This window comes from Psychromonas aquimarina ATCC BAA-1526 (assembly GCF_000428725.1).
Classification (GTDB): Bacteria; Pseudomonadota; Gammaproteobacteria; order Enterobacterales; family Psychromonadaceae; genus Psychromonas; species Psychromonas aquimarina.
In genome coordinates, this window is sequence record NZ_KE386791.1 from 317591 (window position 1) to 333365 (window position 15775).

Here is a 15775-nt window from a genome sequence, read left to right on the forward strand (position 1 = left end):
TCAACTAGATGCAACTGAGAGATATGAATGCCTTTGTATTCCCTGCTTAGTGAATTAGACCGCAAGGTTATTTTATTCACCTACGAAAAACGTGATGACAGCAAGTCTCCGATGCATTTTGGTGTGCTCAATGACGAGTATCGATCTTTTATTATGACTGAAGGTGAATATATCCTCTGGGAATTAGAAAAAAGAAAGTTAACCGTTGCTGAAGTTGTTGCACATTCCTGGTTAGTTACTTCAAAAGATAATATCTCCTTAGTTTTCCAGTTTCAGGAAAATAACCACCTTAAAATCAGCAGCCTGTTTGACGATGAAGATTATGACGGGCACTGGCTGCTGGAGCATGGAATTTTAAAAGTTCGTTTTATTTATGAAAATCACGCTTACGATATAAATATTATCGCTAATAATAATCAGGCAATTCATTCCGCCCTGCAGATTATAGATGACGCCAGAGTGGAAGTACTTAAAGTAGTGCCCTTAAGCCACGCAAAATACGGCAAAGCATTAATTGACTAAATAATCGCGCGAGTTGATTTTCGCAGAGCTTTAGTCTGTTAATCAACATCTAGATAATTACTTTATACAGGAAGGAAAGTTCATGTCCCAGCATATCGGTTTGTTAACCCGTGATACGGTTGCATTGATTTTAGCCGGCGGTAAAGGCAGTCGTTTAAAGCAGTTAACGGAAGAGCGGGCAAAACCCGGACTGCCCTTCGGCGGCAAATATAAAATCATCGATTTTACTTTATCTAACTGTATGAATTCAGGGATTCGGCGAATTGATGTCTTAACTCAGTATAAATCCTCCGAACTGCTCGGGCATATTCAAAAAGCCTGGAGCCGCATGCCCTGGGAGCTTGGAGAGTATGTCAATATCGTACCGGCACAGCAGCAGATTGGTGATTTATGGTATAGAGGCACTGCTGATGCCGTATATCAGAATTTAAAGCAGCTGCGTCAGCAGCGCTGTCAATATATTCTGATTTTAGGCGGCGATCATATTTATAAAATGGATTACAGCCGCATGCTGCGCCAGCATGCTAAACATGATTCAGATATATCAATAGCAACCATTCCGGTAGATACATCTTGTGCCAGTTCATTCGGTGTAGTAAATATTGATTCGGATATGACCATCACTGAATTTCAGGAGAAACCTAAACTACCTGCTGAGATACCCGGTAAACCGGGGACTTCACTAGTATCAATGGGCGTATATATCTTTAAATTTGATATTTTAGAGAAGCTGCTTCTTGAAGATGCCTCTACTGAAGGCTCGCAGCATGATTTTGGTTATAACATTATTCCCAAAGCCATTCATGATCATCACGTCACGGCATACGTCTTTGATAATGAAGGCTGTGCTGATGTCCAGGCATACTGGAAAGATGTTGGTACCATCGATCAGTACTTCCAGGCAAATTTAGATTTAGTACAGATTAGTCCGGAGCTGAATTTATACGATAGGCACTGGCCAATTTATTCATTTCAGGAGCAGCTGCCCGGCGCAAAATTTATATTCAATGATGATAACTGCCGCGGTCAGGCTATCGACAGTGTTATTTGCGCCGGTTGTATTATATCAGGAGCACTGATTATACGCTCTCTACTTTCATGCGGTGTCACTGTTGAAAAGCATAGTCATTTAGAGCGCTGCGTTGTTTTACCTAATGTAGATATAGGTAAAAACTGCCATTTAAAAAATGTACTTGTTGTTGAAGACTGTGTCATTCCTAATGGTTTTACTATTGGATATGATCTGCAGTTTGATAAAGAACATTTTGAAATTTCCGAAGAGGGGGTCGTATTAGTCACGCAGGAAATGATAGATAATTGTAAATAAAGTAAAAAATATCTGCAGATATATTTGTTTGTTTACTTTAGAGGCGTTTTCATTTTTAAAACTCTGAACAGATGGGGTATACTACGCGCTTTGAATTTTTAGGATAAATATCAATGCGTATTGCTCTGGGTATTGAATACGATGGTGCCGCTTACTATGGCTGGCAGCGTCAAAAAGAGGTTATTTCGGTACAAGAAGAGCTGGAAAAAGCCCTTTCTATTGTGGCAAATCATCCTGTCACGGTGAATTGTGCCGGCCGCACCGATGCAGGTGTACACGGCACTGGTCAAGTGGTACATTTCGAAACACAATCGATCCGTAAAGATGTTGCATGGACGTTAGGGGTTAATACTAATCTGCCCGATGATATTGCCGTGCGCTGGGTTAAACAGGTAGACGATACATTCCACGCCCGCTTTAGCGCAACTTCACGCCGTTATCGTTATATCATTTATAATAGTGAATTCAGACCGGGTATTCTGCGTACCGGTTTAAGTCATTATCATTATCCGCTTGATGCGCAGCTGATGCATCAGGCCGGGCAGTATATTGTTGGTGAGCATGATTTCACCTCCTTCAGGGCGCTGCATTGTCAGGCAAGCAGTCCGGTTCGCTGTATTGAGTATCTGAATATCACCCGTAGAAGCGACTTTATAATTATTGATATTAAAGCGAATGCTTTCCTGCATCATATGGTGCGTAATATTGCCGGCAGTCTGATTGAAGTCGGACGTGGAAACCAGCCGGTAAACTGGTTAGAAACATTGATTTCTTATAAAGACCGTGCAAAAGCGGCTGCTACCGCAAAACCTGGTGGTTTATATCTAGTCGAGGTCGATTATCCGCAGGAGTTTGATCTTCCAAGGCCGCCATGTGGTCCCTTATTCCTAGATATCTAGCTTAACAGAGCAGATCCTGACAGATTGTTTTGAGAATTATATGCGTACAAGTAAAACAAAAAGTTTAAATGAATGGTTAAGTCAAATAGAGAAACTTCACCCAAGCGAGATCGAATTAGGACTGGCCCGCATTTCTAAAGTGGGAAACGATCTGGATCTTATTAATTTTGATGCCAAGGTTATTACCGTTGCCGGTACAAACGGTAAAGGTACAACCTGTGCCTTTTTAGAAGAGATTCTTATTCAGGCCGGATATAAAGTAGGGGTGTACAGTTCCCCGCATATTCAGCGATACACCGAACGTCTGCGTATTAACCAGCAGGAGCTGCCTGAAAACGATCATTGCCGCGCATTTGCAGTGATTGAAAAAACACGTAAAGACACTTCACTTAGTTATTTTGAATATGTCACATTAGGCTGCTTATACCTGCTGCAGCAGGCGCAGTGTGATTTTATCCTGTTAGAAGTAGGTTTGGGCGGACGTTTAGATGCGACGAATATGGTTGAATCTGATATCAGCGTGATCACCACCATAGGCATAGATCATGTTGACTGGTTAGGCGATGACCGTGAAAAAATAGCTTACGAAAAAGCCGGTGTATTCCGCGCCGGCAAACCGGCTGTCTGCGGCGAGTTCGAGCCGCCGCAGTCACTAAAAGATTACGCGGCCAAGCTGTCCACCGATATTCGTTATGCAGGTAAAGATTTTACTTTTACAGCGGCTGCTGATAACTGGCAGTGGAGCGGCAGTAAAACCATCTGCGGCTTAACTCCTACCTTAATGCCGATGCAGAATGCATCCACGGCATTGGCGGTTATAGAAGCCCTGGAGCTTAATATCGACACACAGGTGATCAGAAGTGCGCTGGCTCAGGCCAAACTTGCCGGCCGCCTGCAGAAAGTTGAAATGTCTCATAACACCGATGTTTATGTAGATGTTGCCCATAACCCTCAGTCTGCACAATATTTAGCAGGTCGTTTAGAGGTACTGAAAGAACAGAAGGGGCCTGACTGTAAAATATTTGCAATTGCAGGTATGCTCGAGGATAAAGACATCACAGGTACTTTTAATCAGGTGAATCAGCAGCTGGATCACTGCTGTCTTATTAGCCTGGACTGTTATAGAGGCGCAGATAAAGAGGTGCTTCTTAAACATTATCAGGCGAGTAGTCATAAACTCGATAGTGTTACTTGTTTTGCAGATCTGCAGTCTGCTTATCAAAGTATCATTAATAAAGTAAACTCCTCTGATATAATCATTATCTTTGGTTCGTTTTATACCGTTTCTGATTTCCTAACTTTTTCGCAAGGATGATTTGTGGCTTCTCAGTTTAAAAATCGATTAGTTGGCGTAACAATTTTAGCTACTTTAGTTGTTATCTTTTTACCTACCATTATTGACGGTAAAAAAGCCGTATATCATGATGATTTTGTTTCAACACCGATCCAGCCGGTTGTTAAAGAGCATACCTTTGCTGTTGCTGAGCCTGAGCTGCAAACTGAAGAGCAGGTCGGTCTGCCTGAAACTACTGAGATAGTTGTTGATGAGCAGATGCCGCAGGATACTGCTGCTCCTGTTGAAGAGACTGATAAGTGGGAAATTGAGCAGGTAGAAAAAACACCTGTGGTAAAAGCCGAAGTGAAGAAACCACAAAAAACGGTTAAAGAGGTTATTGTAAACAGCTCTAAGCCTGTTAAGGCCAATATGCCGAAAAGTGCCTGGACTATTCAGCTTGGGGCTTTTCAAAATGCCGCTAATATCAATGCGCTTTTGAAAAAATTAAACAAAGCCGGCTTTCAGGCGCATACTGTACCTACCGATGTTATTGACGGAGTGTTAACCCGCGTTTTTGTCGGGCCTGATGTTTCTAAACAGAAACTTGAAAAACAGCTTCCGCAGCTTAAACGCCTGACCAAACTGCAGGGTAAACTGGTTGCTTTTGATGCTGTAAATCCGTAGCAGAACAATAAAACGCCTGAAAACAGCAAATTGTCTGTTTTCAGGCTGTTAAGATATTTTTTACAACATCTTTTGTTTATCTCTGTTAGAATGCGCCCGTTTAAAGCTATTAGTTATTACTAAGGATAACAATGAATTGGTTTGATTTTACGATCATCGGCATTATTGCATTTTCAGCATTAATTAGTTTAATTCGCGGTTTCACAAAAGAAGCTGTTTCCCTCACTACCTGGTTCACCGCCTTTTTTATCGCCAGTAATTTTTATCCCGAAGTCTCTGTTTATCTCACTCAGCTTAATGATCAATTAGTTCGTAATTCAGCAGCCATTGCGATTTTGTTTGTATCTGTTTTATTACTTGGTGCATTAATCAACTATATAATTAACCGTTTAGTTGCAGTAACCGGATTATCCGGTACAGACCGCCTCCTAGGGGTTTTATTCGGCGCCATTCGTGGTGTATTAGTTGTCAGCGCGCTGCTGTTTTTTATTGATTCATTTACCAGCTTTAATGAAGCGGTATGGTGGACTGAATCGACCTTAATTCCTGAATTCGGCATTATTATTGAGTGGTTCTTTAAGCATATTGAAAACTCGTCGAGTTTTTTAAATCACTTTTCAAAATAAATTTATTTGTAAAAAATTAGTGGAAATTATGAGTCTGTCAGCAGTACCGGCAGACTCCAGTATATAAGCAGTATCAACCGGTCTTGCACAGCTAGCTGTCAGATTGAAAAATATATTTAAAATTAATCATTAACTACCTAAAATAAAGGCGTAAATTTATGTGTGGAATTGTGGGCATCGTTGGGTCAACTCCTGTTAATCAGAGCATTTATGATGCATTAACAGTATTACAACATCGTGGACAAGACGCAGCTGGTATTGTCACCATTGCAAATGATAATTTTAAACAGCGTAAAGCAAATGGTTTGGTCAAAGATGTTTTTGCATCGAAACATATGCAGCGTTTAAAAGGCACTATCGGAATCGGTCATGTTCGTTACCCGACTGCAGGCAGCTCAAGCGCCGCTGAAGCGCAGCCGTTTTATGTAAACTCTCCCTGGGGACTTGCATTAGCACATAACGGTAACCTGACTAATGCAGCCGGTCTGCGAGAATCTTTAATCAAGTCCCGCCGTCATATTAATACCACTTCTGACTCGGAAGTATTATTAAATATCTTTGCTGCCGAGCTTGATAAGGTTGAAGGCAAAAAATTAACGCCTGATGATATTTTTAATGCGGTAAGTGATGTTCATAAGCAGGTAAGCGGTGCTTATGGTGTTGTTTCACTAATGATCGACCATGGTTTAGTTGCATTTCGTGATCCCGATGGTATTCGTCCTTTAGTATTAGGTTCACGTAAAACAGAAGAGGGCGATATTGAATATATCGTTGCTTCTGAAAGCGTTGGTCTGGATACCATAGGTTTTGAAGTGATGCGTGATGTTGAACCCGGTGAAGCGGTTTATATCACCGAGGACCGTCAGCTGTTTACTAAACAGTGTGCAGAAAAAAGCAGCCTGCACCCGTGTATTTTTGAATATGTGTACTTAGCACGTCCCGACTCTACATTAAGCGGTATTTCAGTATATGAAGCACGTTTAGAAATGGGCCGTACTTTAGGGGCGAAAATAAAACGTGAGTGGGCGGATGTTGATATTGATGTCATTATTCCTATTCCGGAAACATCCAATGAGATCGCCTTAGTAATGTCAGAGGTATTAGATCTGCCTTATCGCCAGGGGTTTGTTAAAAACCGTTATATCGGCCGTACATTTATTATGCCTGGTCAGACGCAGCGTCGTAAATCAGTGCGTCGTAAATTAAACCCTATTACTGCAGAGTTTAAAGGTAAATCTGTACTGTTAGTTGATGATTCAATTGTGCGCGGTACAACCTCAGAGCAGATTGTTGAAATGGTACGCGATGCTGGAGCTAAAAAAGTGTACCTGGCTTCAGCCGCGCCTCCTGTTTGTCATCCTAACGTTTACGGTATTGATATGCCGACAGCCAGTGAGTTAATCGCTCACGGCCGCAGTGTTGAACAGATCAGTGACAGTATCGGCACTGATGCTTTAATTTATCAGGATCTTGATGATTTAAAAGCGGCGGTCGGCAGACAAAACCCGGACGTTGACGGTTTTGAATGTTCTGTGTTTGACGGCATTTATGTAACAGGTGATGTAACTCAAGAGTACTTTGATTATTTAGCCAGCCTGCGCAGTGAAGACGCCAAGAAGATTCAAGAGCAGAAAGAAGAGATTGCAAGTCTGGAATTACATAACGAGTCCTAGTTTCTTCTATTTCTCTGCTTATCTAATACCCGACAGTTATTAACTGCCGGGCATTTTTTTATCACACCTGTTTATGTTTATGAATTAAACCAGCCGGCTCATTTGTCAGGCGTGTTTATGAATTCAACAAGTCGGCCCTTTTATCAAGCGTGTTCATGTTTGTGGATCAAGCCAAAGTCCGCCAGGATCGCATAAGCACTTGGTATAATAAATAACACCAGCAATGTCGAAGTAAAAATACCAAAGACTATTGAGATTACCAGAGGCTGAACTACCTGTGCCTGTAAACTGGTTTCCAGCAGCAGCGGCAGCAGACCGGCCGCTGTTGTCAAAGAGGTCAGAAACACTGCTCTAAACCTTTCTCTGCTTGCTAGTACCACTGCTTTATGGACACTGTCTCCTTCATCGACATGGTGGCGTATATACTGCACCAGCAATATCGAATCGTTAACAACGATACCTGCCAGAGAGATAAAACCCATAATAGAAGGCATAGACAAGCTGTGCCCAAGCAGGAAATGTCCCCAGATCACACCGATCAAAGCAAGCGGGATTGCCAGCATAACCACAAAAGGTTCAAGGTAACTGCGGAACTGGAAACTAAGAATCGTAAACAGACCAAATAAACCGATCATAAAACCCTTTGACAGTGATGAACCGGTTTTAGCCGTTTCTTTACTGGCGCCTTCATAGTCGACTCTTAAGTCGGGATATTGACTTTTAAGTTCAGGAATTAATTCCTGACGAACTTTCTGCAGAATTTCGCTGCTGTTCGCTTTTTTATTGTTTACCTCGGCCATGACAGTGACTGTTCTTAAGCTGTTAACCCGAGAAATACGTACAAAAGAGCGTTGATAATCAAGATCTGCAACAGCATTCAGCGGCAGTTGACTGCCGTCGGGCATAATGATCGGAAAGTTTTCTAAAACGCGCAGATCACCCGCCTGCTGCTTATTAATTTTCACCTCTATTTCGATATTTTCAGGACCGACCTGAATATTATCCGCTGTCTGGCCGTAATAGGCCGCCCGCAGCTGCTGTGCCACCGTTTTCCCGTCTACACCATAGGCTTCTGCACCTGGTTTTAAACTGATACTGATCTCTTCTTTACCGGGACGCATATCATCTAAAATACCGTTTACCCCGGAAAACTCAGCCAGATAAGACTGCAGCTGCAGTGAGGCATCTTTGAGCTGGTCAAGATCATTATGCTGCAATCGGATCTCAATATCCCTTCCGGCAGGGCCCATGGTCGGCTGCTTGAATACTAGTGAAACGGGAGTTGGCAAATCACCAAGGTCTAAGCGCCAGTCTTGAATAAAGTCATCAATATAGGTGTTGCGGATCTCGGCTGAGAGCATATTTACACGTACGGTGGCAAGGTGTGCACCTTGCTCACCGGCATCACTGTTAAAATTAAACTGTGTTGTAATATCCTCAATAAGAGGGCTGGGTTCATCATTCTGCTGATTATAAATTTCTGCTGTTTTTCTGGCGCTGGCCGCTATTTTGTTTACAACCTGCTCCGTCTGACTTAGTGAAGATCCCGGTGGTAATATGATACGCGCTTCGGCAATGTCACCGTCTAATTCTGGAAATGCAACAAATTTAACGGCGCCGCCGACCACTAAAGAGATAGAAATAAGAAGAAAACCTAAAACACAACCCACCGAGGCATACCGCCATTTAACAACAAATGTTACCGCAGTCACCAGTTTTGTATTTCTAAAGGTTTCAAAATTATCTAAAAAGCGGCATTTCCAATGCCACATCGGTCTTTCGCTGGATTTGTTAGTGAGCGAATGATTGAGGTGATTCGGCAGAATACAAAATGCTTCTACCAGGCTGATACTTAATACCAGAATCAGTACCATTGGTACCACGGACAATACCGCACCCATTTGTCCCTCTAACCACAGTAAACTGCCGAAAATAAAAATAGTGGTTAGAAAAGAGGAGACGACACCCGGCGCTACTTTTTTAACCCCTTTACTGACCGCTTCCTGCGGCGAAAATCCGCGGTCAATATGTGAGGCAATGGATTCGGCAATCACAATCGCGTCATCCATCATAATACCGATTGCCATCAGTAAACCAACCAGGCTCATTATATTTATTGAAAGCCCTAATATACTCATCAGGAACAAGCCGCCCATAAAGGCCACGGGTAATCCGGCTGAAACCCAGAAAGAATAACGCAGAGAGAAAAACAGCCACATACTGCAGAAAACTAAAATAATACCCTGCCAGCCGTTTTTGATCATCATGGCTAACCTGTCCTTAAGCAGCGATGATAAATCATTAGTTAAAGTGAGGGTAACACCTTCAGGTGCACGTAAATTCTCCTGGTCAACAAACTCCTGCACTTTTGCTTTTATGCGCAGCGCATCATCGGCTTTATTTTTCTTTATATTCAATACCGCTGACGGTTTCCCGTCAAACAGTATTTTTTCTTCATCAACTGCAAATTTATCTGTAATAGTTGCGATATCTGCCAGGCGTACAATGCCGCCGTCTCGATTAGAAGAAATAACCGTGGAGCCAAGTTCAAAAGGGGTTATTTTCTGCTGATCAAAACGAATCAGCAGCGTTTTTTCAAACAGCTCAATATTACCGCTGGGCATTTTAACATTCTGCCTGTTTATCTTATCGGCAATATCGTTAACGGTTAAAGACAGGCGTCTGACCGCCTCCTGGTTAAGCTCTACACTTAACTGATGGTCAGAAAATCCGGAAATGCTCACTAAGCTGACACCGGCATCCACTTTTAGTCTCAGTTTGACGTCCTCTGCATAGGCTTTTAACTGCGGACGAGTGGTATCGGCGGAAACTGCAATATCTACAACCGGCTCTGCCCAGTCAAGTTCTTTAACAATCGGCGGCTCTATTTCACTAGGAAAGTCTTTTATGGCGCCAATTTCAGTCTGCACGTCTACTAAAGATCGCCCAAGGTCGACATTCTCATCCAGTTTAATAATCAGGGTAGCCATACCTTCAACGGCCTGACATTTGGTCTCTTCGATACTGGATAAACCGTCAATGGCATCTTCCATACGCAGACACAGACTTTCTTCAACTTCAATAGGTGATGCGCCTGGATAAACAATGGATGCAGAGATATACGGCGGTGCGAACTCTGGAAAAGTTTCCCGTTTTATATTACCTAATTGCGATAGACCCAGTACCAGGAAGCCGATCATTAGTAAATTAGCCAGTGTCGGGTGGCGTGTTAAATAATTTATCACAGCGCCTGCTCCTTATTATTAACCGTTTTAAGGGACATACCGGCAACTGCAGGGATAAGGTCGTTAACCACCAGTTTCTGACCTTCCTGTATATCTCCTGTAATGACCGCCCCCTTTCTGGTGCGGTAGAGCACTTTAACCGTTTTAATCAGCAGTTTATTATCGCTGTCCATCAGATAAATTTTGTTTTCGTGCAGCGCCTTTTCCGGAATAAGAAATTGTGTTGATGCCGCCCCGTTAATGGTGGCCGCTAAAAACATGCCTTTGGTTAACGGTGGTTTTGCGGGAAGGTTGAGGTTCCTGAAGTCCTGCTCTACCTCTAAATACACACCTATGGTGGCCTGATCCGGATTAACTGTTTCTGCAACCCTAGTCACTTTGGCCGGCCATTGATATTCATTAGATGCCATCTGCAGGGAGACATCCGCAACCAGATGCAGTGTTTCGATTGAAGGTAATGCGCCGTTTTGAGGAAGATGCTTAATACTGCTCATCAAAATATTCATATCTGACAGGGATAATTCAGCCTTTATCTCAACAGTACCTAACTGATAAGCACTGAGCATAACCGAGCCTAAAGAGACAACCTGATCCTGTTCTATATTTACTTCGGCAATGCGTGCATCATAGGGCAGGACAAGTTTTGTTTTGCTCAATTTACGCTGACTGTCTGCTAATTTAGACTGATCGATACGTACCTGCGCGATGGTTACTTTACGATCATCGGGCAGGAGCTGCAGGGAACTCTGCAGATCCTGGACGCGGTTCTGCTGCTCTAACAGAGTCTGTTTTTGATTTTCGACACTGGAACTGGAGATCAGACCTTTCTTTTTCAAAGTCAATTGTCTTTGATATTCCTGCTCAACTAACTGCAGTTTCTGTTTCTCTAATTTAAGGCTGTCAGTAAAGTTTTTCTCCTGCTGATCAATACGCAGCAGCTGTGCTTTACTGGCATGTAAATTTGACTCTGCCTGCGCTAAATTAAGCTGATATTCAAGCGGATCAATTTCCAGAAGTACCGTTCCCTCGGGCAGCAGGCGGCCGGTTTCTAATAACGGATTACGGTATATCAGTTTGCCGCTGACTTCGGCAATTCCCTGCCAGCTGTGCTTAGGCGTTACCCTGCCAAAACCTGTGACCTGCGGCGCTGTCTGCTGTGCTTTTAAGGTATTGATTTCGACCAGTCTGGCGCGGTCAAAACTTGCCTGCAGCTCAGGGCTGGGTTTAAGTTTAACTGCCAGTACCAGTACAATAACTCCGACAGCAAGTCCCAGTATAAAAAAGCGTTTTTTATTTTCCATGATTATTTTTGTCCTGTGGTTTAAGTAAACCTAAGCTGAGTAGTTGGATATTTTGTTCGGCAAGTTGTGCCAAAAATTCATCTGTAAACTTAATGTTGTACATTTTTTTAAAGTTATCGGGCATTAAAAAGGGAAAGACCATTAAGCTGATAAAACTTACCCGCGCACAGGCAGGTTCAATATTATCTTTAAGCAGTCCGTTTTTTTTGAGTTGTTCAAAAAGGTCCATTTCCTGCGGGCGAAGAATGTCAATCAACAGCTGCCAAAGCTCTTTGTTTTTATCATTACTGGTATCAACACTGGCTAGTCTGAATATTAATTTGGGAAAATCCGGATTTTCAGCCATCACCTGATAATAGGTGCGCAGCATCTGTGCAGGACCGTCTGATGGTGCCCGAGATTTCATTATCTGCATACGAGCGGAAAGCGGGGCGGTGGTTTCGCGGATCATAGCGGCAAACAGCTGCATTTTTGAACCAAAATAATAACGAATTAATGCCGGATCTACACCGGCTTTTAAGGCAATTTTACGCGTAGAAACCCTGTCATAATCGTCGGCAATAAACAGCTCTCTGGCGGCTTCAATAAGCCTGGCCTGCTTTTGAGTATCTTGGACCGGCCTTCCCGGGCGTATGTTTGATTTTGTCGGCATAATATAATTCTCCATTTGATGAATATATTAGGCGATGACAGCAGGATGCGACAGTAGAATAATTCTCCGAAATTGGTTATTTGAAGAATTTAATGATTATTGTGTGCAGGCGCGCAGTTTTGAACAGATACAAAAAAACCGGCAATAAGCCGGCTTTTATAATCAATAAATAACTTCTATTATTTAGAAATCTGCTGTGCCTGGTGCACGAGGGAAAGCAATTACGTCACGGATGTTCTGTACACCGGTTACGTAAGAAACTAAACGCTCAAAACCAAGACCGAAACCTGCATGCGGTACTGTACCGTATTTACGCAGATCACGGTACCAGCTGTAATCTTCCTTATCTAAGCCCATCTCTTCAAGACGTTTATCAAGCGCTTCTAAGTCCTCTTCACGCTGACTGCCGCCGATGATTTCACCGATACCCGGTGCTAATACATCCATAGCCGCAACGGTTTTGCCGTCTGCATTTAATTTCATGTAGAAAGCTTTAATATCTTTCGGGTAGTTCTGCAGAATAATCGGTGCACCTACATGCTCTTCAGCCAGGTAGCGCTCATGCTCAGACTGCAGATCTACACCCCATTCAACCGGGAATTCAAACTGTTTGTCACAGTTCTGCAGGATTTCAATCGCGTCTGTGTAGTCCATACGTACAAACTCAGAGCTGACCATTTTTTCTAAACGTGTGATCGCTTCTTTATCTACACGCTGGGCAAAGAAAGCCATATCATCAGCACGTTCAGTTAATACTGCGTTAAATACATATTTAAGCATATCTTCTGCAAGCTGTGCCGCATCAGCTAAATCAGCAAATGCAATTTCAGGCTCAACCATCCAGAACTCAGCAAGATGACGAGTTGTGTTGGAGTTTTCAGCACGGAAAGTCGGACCGAAAGTATAAACATTGCTCAGAGCACAGGCGTAGGTTTCAGCGTTCAGCTGACCAGATACAGTCAGGAAAGTTTCTTTACCGAAGAAATCTTTCTTATAGTCAATTGCACCGGCATCAGTACGAGGAAGATTTTCTAAATCAAGTGTGCTCACCTGAAACATTTCACCTGCACCTTCACAGTCACTGCCGGTAATAATCGGCGTGCTTATCCAGTTAAAGCCTTTTTCATAAAAGAAGTTATGAATTGCATGAGATAAACAGTTACGAACACGTGTAACCGCGCCGAACATATTAGTACGCGGACGAAGATGTGCATGTTCACGCATATATTCAATGCTGTGACGCTTTGCCGACATCGGGTAAGTGTCCGGATCCTGAACAAAACCAACAACATTGACTGTTTCAGCTTGAATTTCAAAGCTTTGACCTTTACCCGGGCTTTCTACTAATTTACCCGTTACTTCAACAGAGCAGCCTGCGGTTAAATTTTGAACTTCAGAAGCATAATTTTCTAGGTCTGCAGGAACAACGGCCTGAATCGGATCAAAACAAGAACCGTCATAAATTGCTAAAAATGAGATACCGGCCTTTGAATCACGACGAGTACGGATCCAGCCCTGAACCGTTACTTTTGTACCCACTGGGAATTTGCTGTTGAAAATTTCAACAATCGCTGTTTTTGACATTAGAATTAGTGCTCCATAATCACAGTTTTCACTGTTTTTTTCTAAAAATATTTAATAGACACACATCTTACCTTGGCTAGGTTGAGATACAAGTCTATGATTTGATAATCATCAAGTTTTTTATCGGGGTAGGTCATGGAACAGCAATACGAGAGAAAACGGTTTCATAATGCACATGAGTGGCGTCGTTTTTTTATGCTGTGGTTAACGGTTATTTTATGGGCGGTTTTTTTAGCGTATATGCTGCTTTTTCATTACCAGCGGGATTTCTTTGAACCTTTGGTTATGTCGCATTTTGGAGTTGAATCTCCCCAGTATTATGAATTTGCGGAGATCAAACTATTTATGTACCTGATCTGGTCCTGCAGCATAGTGTCTGTGCTGGCAATAATTAATACCTGGGATAAAAAACGCCGGGCAGGTGATAATACGCCGGATAAGTTTTTAATTGTAATTATGTCAGTCACGGTTATTTTTGCTTTTTATTATGCAAAAACTGATCTCAATTATTTAAACGGGCAGTTGTCCATATTAGAGAATCTGTTTGGCTGACGAAGTACAAGCCGCGGGATTAGAAAATAAAAGGAGACAAAATGTCTCCTTTTTTACTGCTGTTAAACAAATAACTTCTGTTTAAGACTCACCGGCTACCGTATATATTGCATCACATAATGTTTTCAGCTGCTGCTTTTCTATTACATAGGGAGGCATAATATAAACTAACTTGCCGAACGGACGGATCCACACGCCAAGCTCCACAAAACGCTTCTGTACAATGGCTACATCAAGCGGCTCGACCATCTCAACAACACCAATAGCCCCTAATACCCGCACATCCTGCACCTGCTTTAGAGCTTTACAGGGGGCTAAGTAGTCATTAAGCTGTTTTTCTATACTGCTGACTTTATCTGACCAGCTGCACTCTAACAGCTTATCAATGCTGGCATTAGCAACGGCACATGCTAAAGGATTGCCCATAAAGGTCGGCCCGTGCATAAATACGCCGGCTTTACCACTGCTGATGGTTTGAGCAATTTTATCAGTGGTTAAGGTAGCCGCCAGGCTCATATAACCGCCGGTGATAGCTTTACCTACACAAATAATATCCGGGCTGATACCTGCATGTTCACAGGCAAACAGTTTACCGGTGCGTCCAAAGCCGGTAGCAATTTCATCGGCAATTAATAACAGACCATATTTATCGCAGAGTCTGCGTACACCTTTAAGATATTCCGGATGATAAAAATACATGCCTCCTGCACCCTGCACAATCGGCTCTAAAATTACCGCGGCTATATTATGATGATTTTGCTTAACAGCTGCGCTGATTTCGTCTAACTCACTTTCGCACCACTCCTGTTCAAAAGAGATGCCCGGCTGTGATACAAAAAGCTGCTGAGGCAGGAAGTTATGATACAACTCGTGCATAGAGCCTTCGGGATCGGTAACAGACATGGCACCGAATGTATCACCGTGATATCCATTACGAATAGTTAGAAACTGACTTTTAGGTTTATCCAGTGAATGCCAGTACTGCAGCGCCATTTTTAATGCAACTTCAACACTGACGCTGCCTGAGTCTGCTAAAAAGACTTTATCCAGACCTTCGGGGGTTATGTCGACCAGTTTCTTAGCTAAATCGACAGCGGGCTGATGAGTCAGACCACCGAACATAACATGGGCCATTTTATCCAGCTGATTTTTGGCCGCCTGGTTAAGCTCCGGCACATTATAACCAAATAAACATGCCCACCAGGAGGACATGCCGTCTATCAGCTGATGATTATTTTCAAGGGTTAACATGCATTTATCAGCGCTAAGCACGCCGTAACAGGGTAACGGCGCTGTCATAGAAGTATAGGGGTGCCATAAGTGGTTGGTATCAAACTGCAGATCAATGTTCATGGTGGTCACTTTTTAGTCAGATGTAAAGATATAATCGTGAAAAAGTTGACAGTGTAGCTTTGAACCTTAAACTAGCCAAAC

The 15775-nt window shown here is 42.7% G+C and carries 13 protein-coding genes; 8 read left to right on the forward strand and 5 right to left on the reverse strand.

The window, feature by feature from the left end; all coding sequences use genetic code 11:
• The first annotated feature begins 27 nt into the window (after window positions 1-27).
• From G337_RS0120830 to purF, 7 genes are all read left to right on the forward strand, one after another.
• Window positions 28-522 (forward strand): hypothetical protein, encoded by a 495-nt coding sequence (locus tag G337_RS0120830; RefSeq protein WP_028865558.1) that lies wholly within the window; start codon window positions 28-30, stop codon window positions 520-522.
• An 82-nt stretch (window positions 523-604) separates the two neighbouring features.
• Window positions 605-1849 (forward strand): glucose-1-phosphate adenylyltransferase, encoded by a 1245-nt coding sequence (gene glgC / locus G337_RS0120835; RefSeq protein ID WP_028865559.1) that lies wholly within the window; start codon window positions 605-607, stop codon window positions 1847-1849.
• A gap of 113 nt (window positions 1850-1962) precedes the next feature.
• Window positions 1963-2748: a tRNA pseudouridine(38-40) synthase TruA gene (truA, locus tag G337_RS0120840; protein ID WP_028865560.1), complete on the forward strand. Its 786-nt coding sequence runs from the start codon at window positions 1963-1965 to the stop codon at window positions 2746-2748.
• A gap of 40 nt (window positions 2749-2788) precedes the next feature.
• Window positions 2789-4063 carry a bifunctional tetrahydrofolate synthase/dihydrofolate synthase gene (folC, locus tag G337_RS0120845; protein WP_028865561.1) on the forward strand — a complete coding sequence of 425 codons (1275 nt, stop codon included), beginning with the start codon at window positions 2789-2791 and terminating at the stop codon, window positions 4061-4063.
• 3 nt (window positions 4064-4066) lie between these two features.
• Entirely contained in the window at window positions 4067-4708 is a 642-nt protein-coding gene (locus tag G337_RS0120850; RefSeq protein WP_028865562.1) for an SPOR domain-containing protein, read from the forward strand.
• A gap of 131 nt (window positions 4709-4839) precedes the next feature.
• Entirely contained in the window at window positions 4840-5334 is a 495-nt protein-coding gene (locus G337_RS0120855; RefSeq protein WP_028865563.1) for a CvpA family protein, read from the forward strand.
• A 158-nt stretch (window positions 5335-5492) separates the two neighbouring features.
• Window positions 5493-7007 carry an amidophosphoribosyltransferase gene (gene purF, locus G337_RS0120860; RefSeq protein WP_028865564.1) on the forward strand — a complete coding sequence of 505 codons (1515 nt, stop codon included), beginning with the start codon at window positions 5493-5495 and terminating at the stop codon, window positions 7005-7007.
• Window positions 7008-7150: 143 nt separating this feature from the next.
• On the opposite strand, the gene G337_RS0120865 is transcribed toward purF, so the two are convergent.
• The 4 genes from G337_RS0120865 to asnS all read right to left on the reverse strand — a co-directional run bounded on the left by G337_RS0120865 (window position 7151) and on the right by asnS (window position 13789).
• Window positions 7151-10252, reverse strand: coding sequence for an efflux RND transporter permease subunit (locus G337_RS0120865; RefSeq protein WP_028865565.1), 3102 nt, complete (start codon window positions 10250-10252; stop codon window positions 7151-7153).
• Window positions 10249-11553, reverse strand: a complete 1305-nt coding sequence (locus G337_RS0120870; RefSeq protein ID WP_028865566.1) for an efflux RND transporter periplasmic adaptor subunit — start codon at window positions 11551-11553, stop codon at window positions 10249-10251. The genes G337_RS0120865 and G337_RS0120870 overlap by 4 nt, the downstream gene beginning before the upstream one ends.
• On the reverse strand, window positions 11543-12205 hold the full coding sequence (locus G337_RS0120875) for a TetR/AcrR family transcriptional regulator (protein WP_028865567.1): 663 nt from the start codon (window positions 12203-12205) through the stop codon (window positions 11543-11545). Before G337_RS0120875 ends, G337_RS0120870 begins: the two co-directional genes overlap by 11 nt.
• Before the next feature lie 183 nt (window positions 12206-12388).
• Window positions 12389-13789, reverse strand: a complete 1401-nt coding sequence (gene asnS / locus G337_RS0120880; protein ID WP_028865568.1) for an asparagine--tRNA ligase — start codon at window positions 13787-13789, stop codon at window positions 12389-12391.
• Window positions 13790-13924: 135 nt separating this feature from the next.
• On the opposite strand from asnS, the gene G337_RS0120885 reads away from it, so the two are divergent.
• Window positions 13925-14341: a hypothetical protein gene (locus tag G337_RS0120885; RefSeq protein ID WP_028865569.1), complete on the forward strand. Its 417-nt coding sequence runs from the start codon at window positions 13925-13927 to the stop codon at window positions 14339-14341.
• Between the two features lie 81 nt (window positions 14342-14422).
• Here the strand turns inward: G337_RS0120885 and bioA are convergent, their stop codons facing one another.
• The gene (gene bioA, locus G337_RS0120890) at window positions 14423-15694 is read right to left on the reverse strand and encodes an adenosylmethionine--8-amino-7-oxononanoate transaminase (RefSeq protein WP_028865570.1); all 1272 of its coding nucleotides are present in this window, start codon (window positions 15692-15694) and stop codon (window positions 14423-14425) included.
• Between the last annotated feature and the right edge of the window lie 81 nt (window positions 15695-15775).